Source organism: Dyadobacter sp. CY343 (assembly GCF_021390335.1).
Taxonomy (GTDB): Bacteria; Bacteroidota; Bacteroidia; order Cytophagales; family Spirosomataceae; genus Dyadobacter.
This window is the reverse complement of record NZ_JAJUXK010000005.1, coordinates 398,688-413,772: the sequence shown is the minus strand read 5'-3', so window position 1 is coordinate 413,772 and position 15,085 is coordinate 398,688. Positions and strand designations below refer to the sequence as shown.

General features: G+C 46.5%; 13 protein-coding genes. 4 read left to right on the top strand and 9 right to left on the bottom strand.

Going from position 1 to position 15,085, the window contains the following annotated elements:
* Positions 1-46: 46 nt before the first annotated feature.
* Both LZG94_RS19380 and LZG94_RS19375 read left to right on the top strand, forming a co-directional pair.
* Positions 47-691, top strand: coding sequence for a response regulator transcription factor (locus LZG94_RS19380; protein ID WP_233793444.1), 645 nt, complete (start codon positions 47-49; stop codon positions 689-691).
* 241 nt (positions 692-932) lie between these two features.
* Positions 933-4,406 (top strand): S8 family serine peptidase, encoded by a 3,474-nt coding sequence (locus LZG94_RS19375; protein ID WP_233793443.1) that lies wholly within the window; start codon positions 933-935, stop codon positions 4,404-4,406.
* Between the two features lie 97 nt (positions 4,407-4,503).
* Here LZG94_RS19375 and LZG94_RS19370 read toward each other — a convergent pair whose 3' ends face one another.
* The gene (locus tag LZG94_RS19370) at positions 4,504-5,562 is read right to left on the bottom strand and encodes a calcium:proton antiporter (RefSeq protein WP_215231653.1); all 1,059 of its coding nucleotides are present in this window, start codon (positions 5,560-5,562) and stop codon (positions 4,504-4,506) included.
* A gap of 365 nt (positions 5,563-5,927) precedes the next feature.
* Here LZG94_RS19370 and LZG94_RS19365 point away from each other — a divergent pair, with 365 nt between their 5' ends.
* Both LZG94_RS19365 and LZG94_RS19360 read left to right on the top strand, forming a co-directional pair.
* Positions 5,928-8,561 (top strand): PAS domain S-box protein, encoded by a 2,634-nt coding sequence (locus LZG94_RS19365; protein ID WP_233793442.1) that lies wholly within the window; start codon positions 5,928-5,930, stop codon positions 8,559-8,561.
* Between the two features lie 11 nt (positions 8,562-8,572).
* The gene (locus LZG94_RS19360) at positions 8,573-8,968 is read left to right on the top strand and encodes a response regulator (RefSeq protein WP_233793441.1); all 396 of its coding nucleotides are present in this window, start codon (positions 8,573-8,575) and stop codon (positions 8,966-8,968) included.
* Between the two features lie 42 nt (positions 8,969-9,010).
* Here LZG94_RS19360 and LZG94_RS19355 read toward each other — a convergent pair whose 3' ends face one another.
* The 8 genes from LZG94_RS19355 to LZG94_RS19320 all read right to left on the bottom strand — a co-directional run bounded on the left by LZG94_RS19355 (position 9,011) and on the right by LZG94_RS19320 (position 15,052).
* Positions 9,011-9,622, bottom strand: coding sequence for a pyridoxamine 5'-phosphate oxidase family protein (locus LZG94_RS19355; RefSeq protein WP_233793440.1), 612 nt, complete (start codon positions 9,620-9,622; stop codon positions 9,011-9,013).
* A gap of 34 nt (positions 9,623-9,656) precedes the next feature.
* Positions 9,657-10,640, bottom strand: coding sequence for a type I glyceraldehyde-3-phosphate dehydrogenase (locus LZG94_RS19350; protein WP_215231657.1), 984 nt, complete (start codon positions 10,638-10,640; stop codon positions 9,657-9,659).
* 108 nt (positions 10,641-10,748) lie between these two features.
* The gene (locus LZG94_RS19345) at positions 10,749-11,588 is read right to left on the bottom strand and encodes an AraC family transcriptional regulator (RefSeq protein ID WP_233793439.1); all 840 of its coding nucleotides are present in this window, start codon (positions 11,586-11,588) and stop codon (positions 10,749-10,751) included.
* A 41-nt stretch (positions 11,589-11,629) separates the two neighbouring features.
* Entirely contained in the window at positions 11,630-12,109 is a 480-nt protein-coding gene (locus LZG94_RS19340; RefSeq protein WP_233793438.1) for a hypothetical protein, read from the bottom strand.
* Positions 12,110-12,140: 31 nt separating this feature from the next.
* The gene (gene tal / locus LZG94_RS19335) at positions 12,141-13,232 is read right to left on the bottom strand and encodes a transaldolase (protein WP_233793437.1); all 1,092 of its coding nucleotides are present in this window, start codon (positions 13,230-13,232) and stop codon (positions 12,141-12,143) included.
* A gap of 70 nt (positions 13,233-13,302) precedes the next feature.
* On the bottom strand, positions 13,303-13,653 hold the full coding sequence (locus LZG94_RS19330) for a hypothetical protein (protein WP_233793436.1): 351 nt from the start codon (positions 13,651-13,653) through the stop codon (positions 13,303-13,305).
* Between the two features lie 189 nt (positions 13,654-13,842).
* Positions 13,843-14,013: a hypothetical protein gene (locus tag LZG94_RS19325; protein ID WP_233793435.1), complete on the bottom strand. Its 171-nt coding sequence runs from the start codon at positions 14,011-14,013 to the stop codon at positions 13,843-13,845.
* 76 nt (positions 14,014-14,089) lie between these two features.
* Positions 14,090-15,052 (bottom strand): hypothetical protein, encoded by a 963-nt coding sequence (locus tag LZG94_RS19320; RefSeq protein WP_233793434.1) that lies wholly within the window; start codon positions 15,050-15,052, stop codon positions 14,090-14,092.
* Between the last annotated feature and the right edge of the window lie 33 nt (positions 15,053-15,085).

Sequence of the window (15,085 nt, the reverse complement as noted above, 5' to 3'; positions counted from 1 at the left end):
TCTTTTTCAACGCTATTTTTCTTCATTAATTAATCCATTCTACGCAATGAATAGGACAAGAGTTCTTCTCGTAGATAGCCAGCGAATTATTCTGGAAGGAATATCAATGCTGATTTCAGCTAATGAAAAACTGCATTTAGCTGGTACAGCTGAAAATGCAGTTGACGCATTAAATTTAATGGAACTTTATGAAATAGATCTGGTGATTACTGATTGCCAGGCGCCTGATTTTTCGGGAATAGATCTGTGTTTGCAGACGCGATATCGCTACCCGCATATCAAGACGATATTACTCACAATGGTAGAAGAAAAGACACATATCCGGAATGCGATATTAGCTGGTGTAGAGGGCTATGTGTTAAAAAATGCAAGTTCAGAAGAATTATATTATGCTATTCAATCTGTGATCAATGGGAATAAATATTTCTGCAATAATATCATCACCAAACTAGCCCGGGAAGCCAAGGTATATACCGAAAAATTCAGCGATCTGCTCATTCCCAAAGTATCATCCCGCGAACTGGAAGTGCTGAGGCTGATTGCGCAGGAATTTTCCACTACCGAGATTGCAGACCGGCTTTTCATCAGCCCGCCTACCGCTGAATCCCATCGCCGAAACCTGATCCGGAAGCTGGGAGTGAAAGGTTCAATAGGGTTAGCATTATATGCAGTGCGTCACAAAATAATTTAATAGTATTTGCTTCTACTTTTCGAGAAAAAATTAATAATTACATAAAGTGCTGTTGAAATTAAATCATTTCAACAGCACTTTTTTATTTGTATTTATCCGAAAAAATATAACTGAAAACCATTAGTAATTGCTCAGGGTATTCTCCCAAAATTTCATGATTTACATGATTTTTCAGAAAATAGGTACGGACTACATTTGATCTATTATTTAAATAAATCAAACATAAAAATAATGATCGGTCATGAGAAACTTTTTGAAAACTATTACAACTGCCAATCAGAAAACCGCACAGCTGGATCCTACCCGACTTTTAATCAAATTAAAGGAAGGCGTAGATACATCCGGCGCATTTGCTTCGCTGCAAGCAACATTTCTTGTTGAGGAAGAACCTGAAAGAGTTTCATTACAAAGTGGTGACGCAAAAAACGAGCGCGAGAAAAAGCAGGAGAGAATTAAGCCGCAATTAAATAATTCAAACAATAAAATATGGGTCAAAACGGCGGACGGTTCGGAGTTGAATGAAGAGCAGCTTTCAAAAATCGACGAGGAGCTGGGGGCTTCTGCGGAATCGGTATCGCCCGTTTATTATATCCCAGGCGACACTGGATTTGAAGCCCGTTTCAGCCCGAAATCCGACGTGATACTGGTGCCGGATTCTGAAAAGTCACGTGGTCAGCAGGATGCTTTTCTAAACAGCCTCGGCTTCGAAGAGATCGAAAGTAAGTCGCGGCTGCTGCGGAAATTTCGGTATTTCAAGTTGAAGGACCCGGGAAAGTTTGGCTTCCATGAATTGTATGAAAAGCTGCTGGGGCACTCCACAGTATTGGGCAAGGTGCGGTTTGAAAACGTGCCTATGTACAAACCGATCACCACAACTACCCCGAACGACGACCTCTGGGGTGACCAGTGGAATATGCTCAAAATACATGCGCCCGACGCCTGGGACCATACAACCGGAAGCAACGCAGTAGTAGTGTGCATCCTAGACGAAGGCTGCGACCTGTCCCACCCCGACCTGGCATTTTCCGAAGATGGTATCAATCTCAGCACCATGATGCCGACCGGTGAGCCAACCGGCGACCATGGTACCGCTTGCGCCGGTATTGCTGCAGCCACTTTCAACAACAGCGAAGGCGTAGCCGGCGTGGCAGGAAACTGCCTCATCATGCCCCTCGCGTTTTCAGACTGGTCGGACGTGGAATGTGCGAACGGGATCAATTATGCGACCACAAACGGCGCCTCGGTGATCAGTATGAGTTTCGGTGTTTACGACGACTGGGGCTGGGACTATTCGATCATTGACCCTGAAATACAAAACGCATTCAACAACAACGTGGTGATGTGCGTAGCCACCGGTAACGAGGACGACGCGGCCACCAACCGCTACCCCGGCAAACATCCGCTGGTAATCGGCTGCGGCGCTTCTTCCACCGATGATAACCGCAAGAAAAAGACCAGCCCGGACGGAGAAGATTTCTGGGGCGCAAATTATGGCGAGGATACGTACGACGGTGTTGTCACCGGCGTGTCGGTAGTCGCCCCTGGCGTGCTGATCCCTACAACCGACAGACAGGGTGGCGTAGGATACGATGGCGGCGACTACACAATGGAGTTCAACGGAACCTCCTCGGCTACACCGCACGTAGCGGGGCTCGCCTGCCTGATCCGCAGTGTAGAGCCGGTTTTGACGGGTAGCCAGGTAAGAGATGTGATCGAGCTGACTGCCGAAAAGGTGGGCTCGATCGGTTATGCTGCGAATGCCGATTTCCCGAATGGTACCCGGAACCAGGAAATGGGTTACGGCCGCATTAATGCGCTGCATGCGGTTACCAAAGCCGGCTGGGAAATCACTCCGGTTCAGATCGAACTGCAGTTTATTGACATTCCGGAAGGAGAAACGCAGCTCCGGGCGATCCGGATCGATGTGAACAGTTTCCACGAGACGCGTTTTGAGCTGTCGGTACCTCCCTCCGCCCCTTTTGGCCTGCACAACTATTCGGGCCCGATCATTCTTGGCAAAACCACCGACTATGACACGCCGCGTTCAGTTTTTATCTGGGTCAAATACACGGGTACGAATGCGGGCGACACGGCTTCGGGAACGGCGGAAGTTCGCTGCAATACCACCAATGAAGTATTTCTGGTTACCATTAGTGCCAATACCGTCGCACGGCCAACCTGCGCCATGACGCTCGTTCTGGACCAGTCGGGAAGCATGCTGTGGGATTCGGGCGTGGGATCGCTGACGCGGGAGGAAGTTCTGAAATACTCGGCCGGCATATTTGTGGGCTATGTTCGTGAGAATAACGGACTTGGCCTCGTGACTTTCGACCAGGATGCCCACGATCTGCTGCATCCGTTGGTGGGTCCGTTCGGGCCTGCGGACGATCCTTTTGATCCGGCCCGCTCCGCTGCCCAGACCGCTTTCGGGAGTTATGCCGCTAATCCATCCGGCGCTACGGCGATTGGAGACGGGATCGAGCGGGCGCACAATAACATGACGGGCGTAACAGGCTACCAAAAAAAGGCAATTATTGTTTTTACGGACGGACACGAAACCGATTCGAAATACATTGCGGACGTGGAAGGTCTGATCGATGAGCAGGTATTTGCCGTCGGGCTCGGTACGGCTGGTCAGCTGAATCCCGCCGCGCTGGACAGCATTTGCAATAATACGGGCGGTTATCTGATGCTGACGGATTCACTGGACGACGACGATACATTCAAGATCGCGAAGTACTTCCTTCAAATTCAGGCGGGAGTGAACAACGAGCAGATCGTGGTGGATCCGACGGGTTATGTAGCCCCCGGCCAAAAGGTAAAGATCCCGTTCAGGGTAAATGATGCGGATATTTCGATAGATACGATCTTGATGACAGTGATGAACGAGATCCTTGAATTCAGCATAGAAACACCGGACGGTGATATTATAGACACCTCCAACCTCGGCACTTTCCCAACGGTGATCCGCAGCGACGGACAAATGCTATCCTATTACCGCCTGACCATGCCGGTTACCAATGCGGGCAGCGTTGAAGCGCATTCCGGGACCTGGAACATTGTTCTTTCCGTAAATAAGGATAACTGGAAAAAGTACCTGGAATTTCTCCGAAGGAACGATGACAGGAAATCGAACAGTATGTATCAGGCTGCGCTGGCGCATGGGGTAAAATATACTGCGCTGGTCCACGCTTATTCCAACCTCCGCATGAACTGTACCAAATCGCAGACAGGCTACGAACCGGGTGCGACGCTGAAGCTGAGAGCGGCTATCACCGAATACGGCTTTGCGCTTGACAATACGGCCAGCGTTCAGGCTGAGTTGAAAACCCCCGATGGGCTCATGTCCGATGTGGTGTTCAGCAAAACTGCTGCCGGCATTTATGAAGTGGCTGTTCCGGCGGCTTTTGCCGGAGTTTATACGTTCAGGGTAAAGGCAAAAGGGAAAACTTCCCGCAATATCAGCTACACCAGAGAGCAGGTAGTAACGGCTGCGGTGTGGCGGGGAGGCAATAATCCGCCACCAAGCCACGACAACGATCCGGGCCACAACCCGACCCAGGAGGCGATATGCCGCCTGCTTACCTGCCTGAACAAAACCGGCGGGAGTGAGTTCAAAGCAAATCTTCAGAAGATGGGACTTGATCTGGGCGCGCTGGCCAAATGTTTCTGCTCGCCGGTGAAAAGGAGCATCAGGTTGAGAGACGTGGGTTAAGAGGATTATGATTTGTATTGATACAAAAAGGGGCACCTGCTTAGCGGTGCCCCTTCTTCTGTATTTACAGGAAGTTTTTATTAAAACACAAAAACGTTTACGGGAATACGATTGTAAAAATATACATCATCAGATTGACCAGAAGCACTATTGCATACAAACTGTTGGTCTGCCCTTTATTCAGAGAAAGCATTACTGTAAAAACTGACAGAACCAGCAGGACCATCGACTTCATATCCAGACCCAGCACCAGCGGCAGATCCATTAAAGTACAAACAATTACCACGGTAGGAATACTAAGTCCGATACTGGCCAGTGCCGAACCCAGTGCGAGGTTAATGCTCGTTTGATATTGGTTACGTCTCGCGGCCCGGATAGCGGCAATACCCTCGGGCAACAGGATCACAGCAGCAATAGCGACACCGACCAATGCGGTGGGTAACCCAGCGGCCACCACTCCGTCTTCAATGACCGGAGAAAGTGTTTTAGCCAACAAAATAACTACTCCTAAACAAACGAGCAAAAGAACAAGACTCGTCAGCGCTTCCACTTGTGTAACCGCCTTTTCTTCGCCGGTCACGTCTGTAAGAAAGTATTTCCGGTGCCTGACGGTTTGTGTGAATAAAAATGATCCGTAAATAACCAGGCAGCAGATACCAATGGCAATAAGCTGCGGCGCGCTGTAAGAAGGACCTGCAATACTGGTGGTAAAGTTGGGCAATACCAGTGTAAGCACCAGGATCGACACTAGACTCACCAGTGCGATCGTCACGCTCTTGGTTTCAAAGGTTTGTTCCTTGAATTTTAATGCGCCTACGAACATACTGATACCGAGAATACCGTTGAGAATGATCATAACGGCGGCAAAAAGGGTGTCGCGCGCATAAGTATCGGCACCAACACCACCCGTCAACATCAGGGAGACGATGATCGAAGCTTCCAGCAATGTAACAGCGATCGCCAATATGATCGTACCGTAAGGTTCGCCCACTTTATGTGCCACTACTTCTGCATGGTGCACGGCCGAAAGCACGCCTACGATCAGGGCGACCACGGCCAGTAAGTTGACTAAAAACCCAGCATCAGCCGGCAATAGCAGGTAGACAATCCAGGCAATAACAGGTGATATATAAGTCCATTGAAATATTTTTTTCATAGAAGAATGCTTAACGATATTAGGGGATGAGATTTGTGAATCACCTAAAAATAGGAAATTTTGAGCTTAAAACGCCCCTGTAAATTCCTTCGGAAGCCAGAAAATTGAGGAAAAACGGATATTTTTAAAAAATACCCGGGCCAAAGGCGCTGATAATTCCAGTTTATGGAAAGCAGGATTACGCATTCTGACGATCAAAATCTGACACTAAATTTGCGTAAGTGCGTGCATAAAATCCCAACGCAAAGATGTAAACTGCACCCGATATAAAGCACCTTGCACGGAGACAAAAAGGACATCGACATTATTCATTTCCCCGTTATTTTTCTCTTGCGGATCGCGCATATTTTTAATAGTAACACCCCATGAGCGAGAGTCTGAAAATAGTGCAGTTGGATAATTCACTGGATGGAGCAACGGTGGCAAGACACGCCCTGAACAAGGCAAATTTGTCTCCTGAAATACGGGTAGCCGGCACGCGGGACGAATTCATAAAAACAGTAATTGATTTCCCACCTGACATCATCCTATCTGAATTCTCGCTACCCGGCATACATTGCTCGCAAGCCCTTGAAATACTGCGTCAATACCACATACACATCCCTTTTATTATTGTTTCAAACGATATTACGGACGGAATGGCGCTGGAAATCCTTCGGATCGGCGCAGATGATTATGTCATAAAAAACCAGATCGACCGCCTGCCGTTTGCTATTCTCCGGAGTCTCGAAAAATACGAGTTCAAAAGCGATCAGCAGAATTTACTGGAACAGTTGACTAATAGTGAAGAGCGGTTCCGTACGCTGGTTGAAAACAGCGCCGACGCGGTGGTCGTGCTTAGTGCGGAAGCGCAGCCGATATATGTATCTCCGGCTGTAAAGAATGTCCTGGGTTATTCGGCTGAGGAGATATACGCGATGGACATTTTTAGCAAGGCGCATCCGGATGATGTACCCCAGCTAATGAAGGTAATGGGTAAGGTACTGGCAAGTCCGGGCATACCGATAAAGGGCCACACCGGGAGGATGATGCATAAAGACGGCAGCTGGCGGTGGATCGAAGCGACGGTGACCAATATGCTGCATGAGCCGGCTATTAATGGGATAGTCGATAATTTCCGGGACGTGACCGAAATCGAGAAATCCCGGCAGGCGTTGCAAAGTTCGGAAAACAACCTGCGGGCCATCTTTGAAAACACTTCGGAAGGCTTTGTTTTAACCGACACCAATGCGACGATTGTGTATTTCAATAGTAAAGCCAGGTACTTCTATAAGGTTTCCACCGGTAACGAGATCGTGATCGGAACCAGCCTGGCCGACTCCATCGATGATGAAAGAAGCGAGGAATATAATCGGGCCATTAATGCGGTATTAGCGGGAGAATTAAGGCAATATGAGCACATGTACGCGCAAATTGAGGGAAAAAATAGTTGGTTAAATGTCACGATGATCCCGGTTCTGGAAAACGGCCGCATCACAGGACTGACCCTCACCATGACGGATATTACGGATCAGAAATTAGCTCAGGACCTACTCCAGCGATCAGAATCGAACCTGAATGCGATCATGAACAATACCGACGCGCTGATCTATTCCCTGGATACTGACCTGAGGTATATTACCTACAACAATGCGCTGGAAGATATGATGAAGGAACGGTATGATATTGAGGTACAGCCTGGTTATCACATACTTGAATCGTTGAGCAAGTTTGATCCGGGCTCGGAGACGGAATGGATGGATATTAATTCCAGGGCGCTGAGCGGGGAAATCCTGAAATTCGAAAAGGAACTCCCTTACAATGGTTCTTCCAGCCACCTCAGATTTTCTATTCACCCTATTAAAAAGAAAAACACAGTTACAGGTCTTTCCTGCTTTGTAAACGATATCACGAAAGAGAAACAGTCTGACGAAAAAGTCCTGAAAGCGCTGGAAGAAAAAAATGTAATCCTGGAAAGTATCGGGGACTGCTTTTTTGCGGTGGATAAAAACTGGATCGTTACTTATTGGAACAAGCAGGCAGAGATCGTATTAAATACGCCAAAAGAAAAGATCCTGGGGAAGAATATATGGGATATATTCCCGGATGTAGTTGACACGCTTTTTCACATCTATTATCAAAAGGCAATTGATCAAAATACAATCCAGCATTTCGAATCCTATTACGAAAGGGGCAAAGCGTGGTTTGAGGTAACAGTTTATCCATCTGCCAGTGGGCTTTCCGTTTATTTGCGGGAAATCACTCAGCGAAAACATGATGAGTCACGACTTCATGAGCTCAATAAAAATTTGCAACGTTATACGGAAGAATTAATTGATTCCAACAAAGGTCTTGAACAGTTCTCTTATATTGTATCACATAACCTGCGTGCGCCGGTAGCAAATATCATCGGGCTGGCCGAGCTGCTAAGTCAGCATAAATTTTCCCCGGCAGAAAACGAGGAACTTTTGCAGGGGGTACTGGTGAATGTAAAAAGGCTGGATGATATTGTGTCAGATCTTAACACGATCCTGCAAGTTAAAAGAGAGGTTAGCGAAAACAGAGAACCGGTAGAAATGCAGCAGCTGGTTGATAATATCCGTTCGAGCATTTACAATATCATCGAACGGGAAAATGTGGAAATACAAACGGATTTTAGTGCCTTAAATAAAATAATCACATTAAGGAGTTACCTGCACAGCATATTCTATAATCTGATTATAAACAGTATTAAATATCGACAGAAAGATATTGACCCTGTAATTAAAATAAAAAGTGAGGTTGTTAATGGTGAAATAATGATTTCCTTTCAGGACAATGGATTGGGGATTGACCTGAAAAAAAAGGGTAAGCACCTGTTTGGTTTATACAAACGATTTCATCATCATGTGGAAGGAAAGGGAATGGGATTGTTTATGGTTAAAACACAGGTTGAAATGCTTGGTGGGAAAATAATTGCCGACAGTACGGTCGACAAAGGCACAGAATTCAGGATACTCTTCCGTTCGGATAATCTCTAACTTCCAATACTATGAGCATACTTTCCATTTTTGTCGTCGTGGATGACGATTCGATTAGTAACATGGTCTGCAAATATACCATTGACAAATTTGCGCCTAAATCCGAAACTCAGCTATTTACAAACCCTGAAAAAGCGCTTGCATGGTTTAAAGAGGAATCTACTCTCAGCACAACTGATAAAGAGATAATCCTATTTTTAGATATCAATATGCCGGTAATGAGTGGCTGGGAGTTTTTAAATGAATTCGAAACACTGCCCGAAAGATTGAAGTCACAGATCAATATCTTTATCCTATCCTCTTCAATTGACCCCGACGACCGCGACCAGGCAGAAAATCACCCGCTCGTGCGCGGCTATTATTCAAAACCCCTGAGCCGGGAGACGTTGGATCAAATACATGGGTAGTAACTGTATCAGTGTTGTAAGTCTGGCACGATGAATAGCTGGTCAACCAGCAATCTTCCCTTTAAGAAAAGCTACTTCTTCTTCCAGCTTCCTGATATATTCCTTCTGCTGATGCAGCATTGGCTCCATTTCCTGCTCGGTAAACCTCGGGGTAATATGCTGGGGACAGTTCCAGTCGTAGGCTTTAATATGAAAAACCAGCATCCTTTCGGGCCGGAATCTGTAACCTTCCGGTTTAAGGATTTCATAAAGGTCAGGGTGGTCGCTGATCTCCATGATTTCTGCTTCCGCAAATATCTTCAACCGGGCCTGCATCGGGTATGAAACCAGAATGAGCGACACCTTGGGATTTTTCACAATATTCCCGACCGAGATATATTGACGATTTCCGCTGAAATCAACAATTCCGATCGTGTCATCATCAATCACCTTGATAAAACCTTTCGGCCCGCCCCGATGCTGGATGTACGGGAAGGTATTCTCCCCGTACGAAGCCAGATAAAAGCTATCCATTTGACCGATGAAATCAGTTTCAACAGCCGTAAGACCTTCTCTGAAACTCATTTCCTCCATCCGCTCGTAAGTATTGCGGCTGCCCATTCTCTGCTGGATCGACTTAATTCCGTCGGTAAATGCAAGCTTTGAGTAATTCATGATAATAATATTTAATAAAGGCTGGATAGGACACTTACAGCGACTGGATCTGTCTGATCATTTGATTGGTAAAGCCCCATTCGTTGTCGTACCACGCCATCACTTTCACCAGGTCCCCGTCAACAACCCGCGTCATTTCCAGGTCTACGGTCGCCGCGAAAGGACTTTTGACGATATCGGTGGATACAAGCGGCTCGTCGGTCACGGCAACCACTTTTTCATACCGCGCAGTCGCAGCTTCTTCGGTCAGTATCTGATTAATCTCCTCGACGGTCGTAGGACGTTCGGCAATAAACGTAATGTCTGAAATCGAACCCACCGACACCGGAACCCGAACAGCGATCCCGTCGAACTTGCCGGCATATTGCGGCAGTGCCTTGGTCGTCGCAATAGCTGCTCCCGTAGCTGCTGGCGCGAGGTTCATCCCGGCAGCCCGGCCCATGCGCGGTTCCCTTTTTGAAGGCGCGTCAACCAGTGTTTGAGAGGCAGTATATGCGTGTGTGGTATTTAAAATAGCCTTTTTAATACCAAGTCTGCGGCCCAGGATCTCGATAACCGGACTGATACTGTTGGTAGTACAGCTCGCGCAGGAGAAGATAGAAACCTTGCCGTCTTCGGTATTAACACCGTGCACGACCGTTGGCGTGTCTTTGGTCGGGCCGGAGATCACGACGAACTTCGCACCCGAACTGATGTGCTTTTCTGCGTCGGCATGATTGGTAAAAAAACCTGTACTTTCTATCACTACATCCACTCCCAGAGCTTTCCAGGGCAGATTTTCAATTTCACGGATGCTATGGTACTTCACCGATTTGCCGTCTATGACGAGCGAATCGCCCTCTACTTTTATCTCCTTTTCATACTTACCATAATTGCTATCGTATTTGAGCAGATAGGCGGCATTCTCGATGCTCATCAAATCATTGACACCTACCAGTTCCAGGTCATTGTTTTCAAAAATGACTTTCAATGCGGCGCGTCCGATGCGGCCAAAACCATTAATTGCTATTTTTTTCATGATACTATGTTTGAGTGAAGAAATCCCGTTGATTTCCATGACTCAAAATTGCATCATTCATAAATGTCTTTGTTAGGCAACAATTCCCGTCCTGTTGGCAATTTTTCCCTATTCCAGCACCGGCTGCTCGGATTTTTCCCTATAATGCCCGGGCGACACGCCTTCTTTACTCTTGAAAAAGCGGCTGAACGTTTGAATATCGTCGTAACCCAGCTCGTACGCAATTTCCTTGATCGACAAATTGCTGTAATTGATCTGCCGGCGCGCATGGATCATGATCCTGTCGTGAATGATATTCAGCGGCGTGCGTGTTGACATCAGCGAGAAAAGGTTGGACAGCGTTTTCGGAGATTTGTTGAGTTGAGACGCGTAAAAAGCCACGTTGTGATGGGTAGCGAAATGCTTATCTACCAAATAGTTAAACTCTCTCACAACTTCACTTTGCGTCTTATCAAGTTTACTAAGATTATTTGATTGTCGCAATATCCTGACCGAGAGGATCAGCATACGCTTCAACATTGCCTGCAACATATCCTGCTGCAATATTTCATTTTTGGAGATTTCGGAAAGCATAATTTCCCAGGACAACTCAAAGTCGCGGATCCTGCTTTCGTCCACAGTGATGATCGGCACGCCCGTCGCACCAAAGAACAAAAGCCCCTTACTGCCTACTTCGTTATCATGGTTGACGACACAATAGAAAGGCTGGTTAAATCTCACCATTCTGGCAGCCTGTATTTTAACCTGATCGATCCGATGAAATTCGGTCAGGAAAATGATCTGGTTTTTCGCGAGCTGAAATGGAACCTTGTCAATCGTAATGTCCATGCGATCGGCTACATTCCAGATAAAGGTCATATCCGTATCGCGTACCTCGGTTACGATGTGGGCATTGCTTGCATTAAGCTCGTAAAGACTGAGGATTTCGTTGGAATTCTCAAAAACCATGCTGTTGTTTTTCTTTCAAAAATAGCAACAACAGTGGATTTTCAACCGTAGATCACCAAAGCCCGCGGCGGAATTGTCAGCCTTACTGCTTTTCCATTCCTGTCTTCCACATTCAGTTCCGCAGGTGAATTAGCAGAAGCGTACAAACAATACATTTTCGACCCGCTTGGGTGCAGGTTATCGTCCAGCGTCACGTACACCGGAATGTGTTCCCCCTGATGCAGATTGATCGCACAGAGTATTTCACTTGCGTTTGAAATAGAAGAAAAAGCGATCACCTGGTTTTGCAGTTCGTCAACCTCGGCCGATGCGCTGAAATCCTGGCCATTTTTGGAGATAGTACGCCAATAATGTTCGCCAGAAAGCAGCCCGGGATATTTTTCCATCGTGTGTTGCAATTCCTCCATGGAAGATTGGCTTTGCCGGAATTCTGTCATGAATTCCAGCAAAGCCGCATCCTTCTCCGCGTGATCCGTATTTTTTTCCTGCTCCAAATCAGGCCGAGAATGAATGGTTTCCATATTTTTTCATTTTATAAAAATCGACCAGGCACTATTTCTGTTGCTCAATGGCATCCAGCAGTTTCTGGAACGGTTTGTTGAATTTTTCAATACCTTCTTCTTCCAGCTGTTTTGTGATCGCATCCATATCGATTCCCGCTTCGCGCACTTTTTCCATGGTCTGCGTAGCAGCTTCCAGATCGTCTTCCAATCGACTGGCCGGATCACCGTGGTCGCGGTATGCTTCGAGTGTTTCCAGTGGAATTGTATTCACAGTATTTGGGCCAATCAACGCCTCAACGTACCTGGTATCTTTGAATGCAGGATTTTTGTTACTGGTACTCGCCCACAGCAAACGTTGCGGCACCGCTCCTTTTTCTTCCAACTTTTTCCAGCGGTCTGAACTGAAAACGCGTTTGTAGATCTGGTAAGCCAGTTTCGCCGAGGCAATTGCAACCTCTCCTTTCATTTCTCCCACACCTTTCTCGTCCAGCATCGGATCCACCAGAATGTCAATGCGGCTCAAGAAGAAACTGGCTACGGAAGAAACATGATTAACCGGCAAGCCCTGCGCTGCCCGTTGCTCCAATCCCGAGATATACGCTTCTGTCACCGCTTCGTAACGGTCCAGGCCAAAAAGTAATGTAACATTGATATTAATACCCTCGCTGATCGCCGTCTGGATCGCAGGAAGTCCCGGTTCGGTTCCCGGAATTTTGATCATCACATTATCCTTATCCACCGCATCCCATAGCTGGCGCGCCTGACTGATAGTACCTTGGGTATCAAGTGCCAGGAACGGAGACACTTCCAGACTCACATATCCGTCGGCACCCACTACATCTTCTTCATTATAAACTGGCCAAAGTAGGTCACATGCCAGCTTAATATCTGCTACGGCGAGACCAAAGAATATTTCCTCGTTGGTTTTATCACTTTTAGCTAATTCTGCAATGTCCGCGTTGTAATCAGAACTGCTGCTGATCGCCTTTTCAAAAATAGCCGGATTGGAAGTCACGCCGCGCACGCCGTCTTCTTCGACCAGCTTTTTCAGTTCTCCCGAAGCAATAACTTTGCGATCTATAAAATCCAGCCAGATACTCTGTCCGAAATCGTGTATTTGTTTTACTTTACTGGTAGCCATAACTGTGTATTTTAATATTTAAGAAGTGCACCGGTAGGCGCGTTTATATGAATGAATGGCAAATAGATAGCTATTCCGTATCCGTATCGCTCGTTCCCAGACGCAGCGCTGCCGCGAGTCCAGCCAGCAATGACGGCATTTCGCCTTCCGCGCCGATATCAGGTGCAATAAGCAAAACTTTGGCAGCTATTACCCCCATTTGCTTAACAATTCCCGTAGAATCTGCCGGATCAGTACCTAGTAACGCTTTCAGTTTCCGCAGCTCTTCGGCGATGGGTTGGGTATTTTCACTTTCCGAAAGCGGCACCATCCATTGATCAATCAGATCAATACCAATTTCCGGGGTCAGGGTTTCTTCGCTACCCATCAGCGTCGTGGTAGTATTATCGAGTAGCTCGGTTGTATCGGCAAGGCTTTTCATAGTCGTGGAGTATTTTTCGGACTAAATGGATAAACATCATGCCACCCGCAAATCAGCATTGCAATACAAGCTGAGATGCCGCGGAACTGCTATCCCAATATGACCTTTCCGATCGGGAAACTGTGTGGGTGTGCACTTACCTTAAATGGGGTGCGGCGGCCTTAACCACGCACCCGCAATATGCCTGGATCATTTCGTTAAACCATTCAACACAATCGTTTTGCCACTAAATTTCGCCTCAAGCACTGCTAACAGTGCAGCTCCTTTTTCACGCTGTCGGATACGTAGTTCATGAGCAGCGATCAATTCTTCATTGGTGACGGTTTGTGAGCGATTATCTCTTTTCAATGCTCGTTTCATGAATATACCAGTTTGAGTTCTTTTTTAAAGATTTAACCGAGAGGCTTTCGATACAAAAATAACCGAATTTACCGAGCTACATCCAGGCCGGTCGAATGATCCTGTGTCCGGTTACAAAACGAAATCCGCCATTATTTATCGTTGCTATTTTCACCAACCCGCCCACCGTCGGGATGTTCGCCGTGTACTTTTGAAAATCAATCTCTATTCTCATCAAGAGCGCGGCTAAATCAACAGCTTGCTGTAAACTAAGTTCTGAGAGCTTTTTCAGTTGTATGTCCTCGTCGATAAGCTCCACACAATCCCTGAAAATCTTGCCTTTTGCAGAATCATCAATCAAACTTCCATCGAATCCATAGTCGGTTATCAGCAACCCTATTGTCTTATTGACCGATTTAATTACTGTCTCGATCCCGCCATATATGATTCCGTTGCTTATTCTGTTTTGACCATCACAAACAATTTTCGCTGATTCACGGACAGGAATCGGAACCGCGGTAAATCCCGGCATTTTATATGTTTCCGAAGAACATTCAACCGTTTCGATCTTGAAGATAATGCTATCGGATCTTTGTCTGTCGAAATGAGTAAAAATAAAGACCGTGCTCCCGACGATACTGTATTCATTTGCTTCAACAAACTCTTTAATCTCCTCCTCTAAAAATAAGCAAAAATCAGCGACCTTTTTCTCAATAGTCCAATATTCGAAACCGGCAATGTCAGCGTTTCTTGCCTTTTTCCTTGAAACCAGCTGCGTGATTCTCTGTCCATTCAAAACCGCATTTCCTGCTGTTGTAATTGCCGTAAATGAATCATATTCGAATATTTTTTCCTCAAAATCTCTTGTATAGGAGTCCTGAATCTGAAACAGGCTGTATAGCTCTTCCACTCCCAATTGGATATTGGAGCCTGTCACGGACTTAGTTTCAACATATTCTAAAAAATCTTCGAGATCAATGACGTGCCTTGAAGACGTCACTAAGGAATCTGCGATAATCGCGACGCCATCGCGGGCAACAACGCTGGCTATGAAAGTCATGCATAACAAGGTAGGTGAAACACCAAAGTAAGA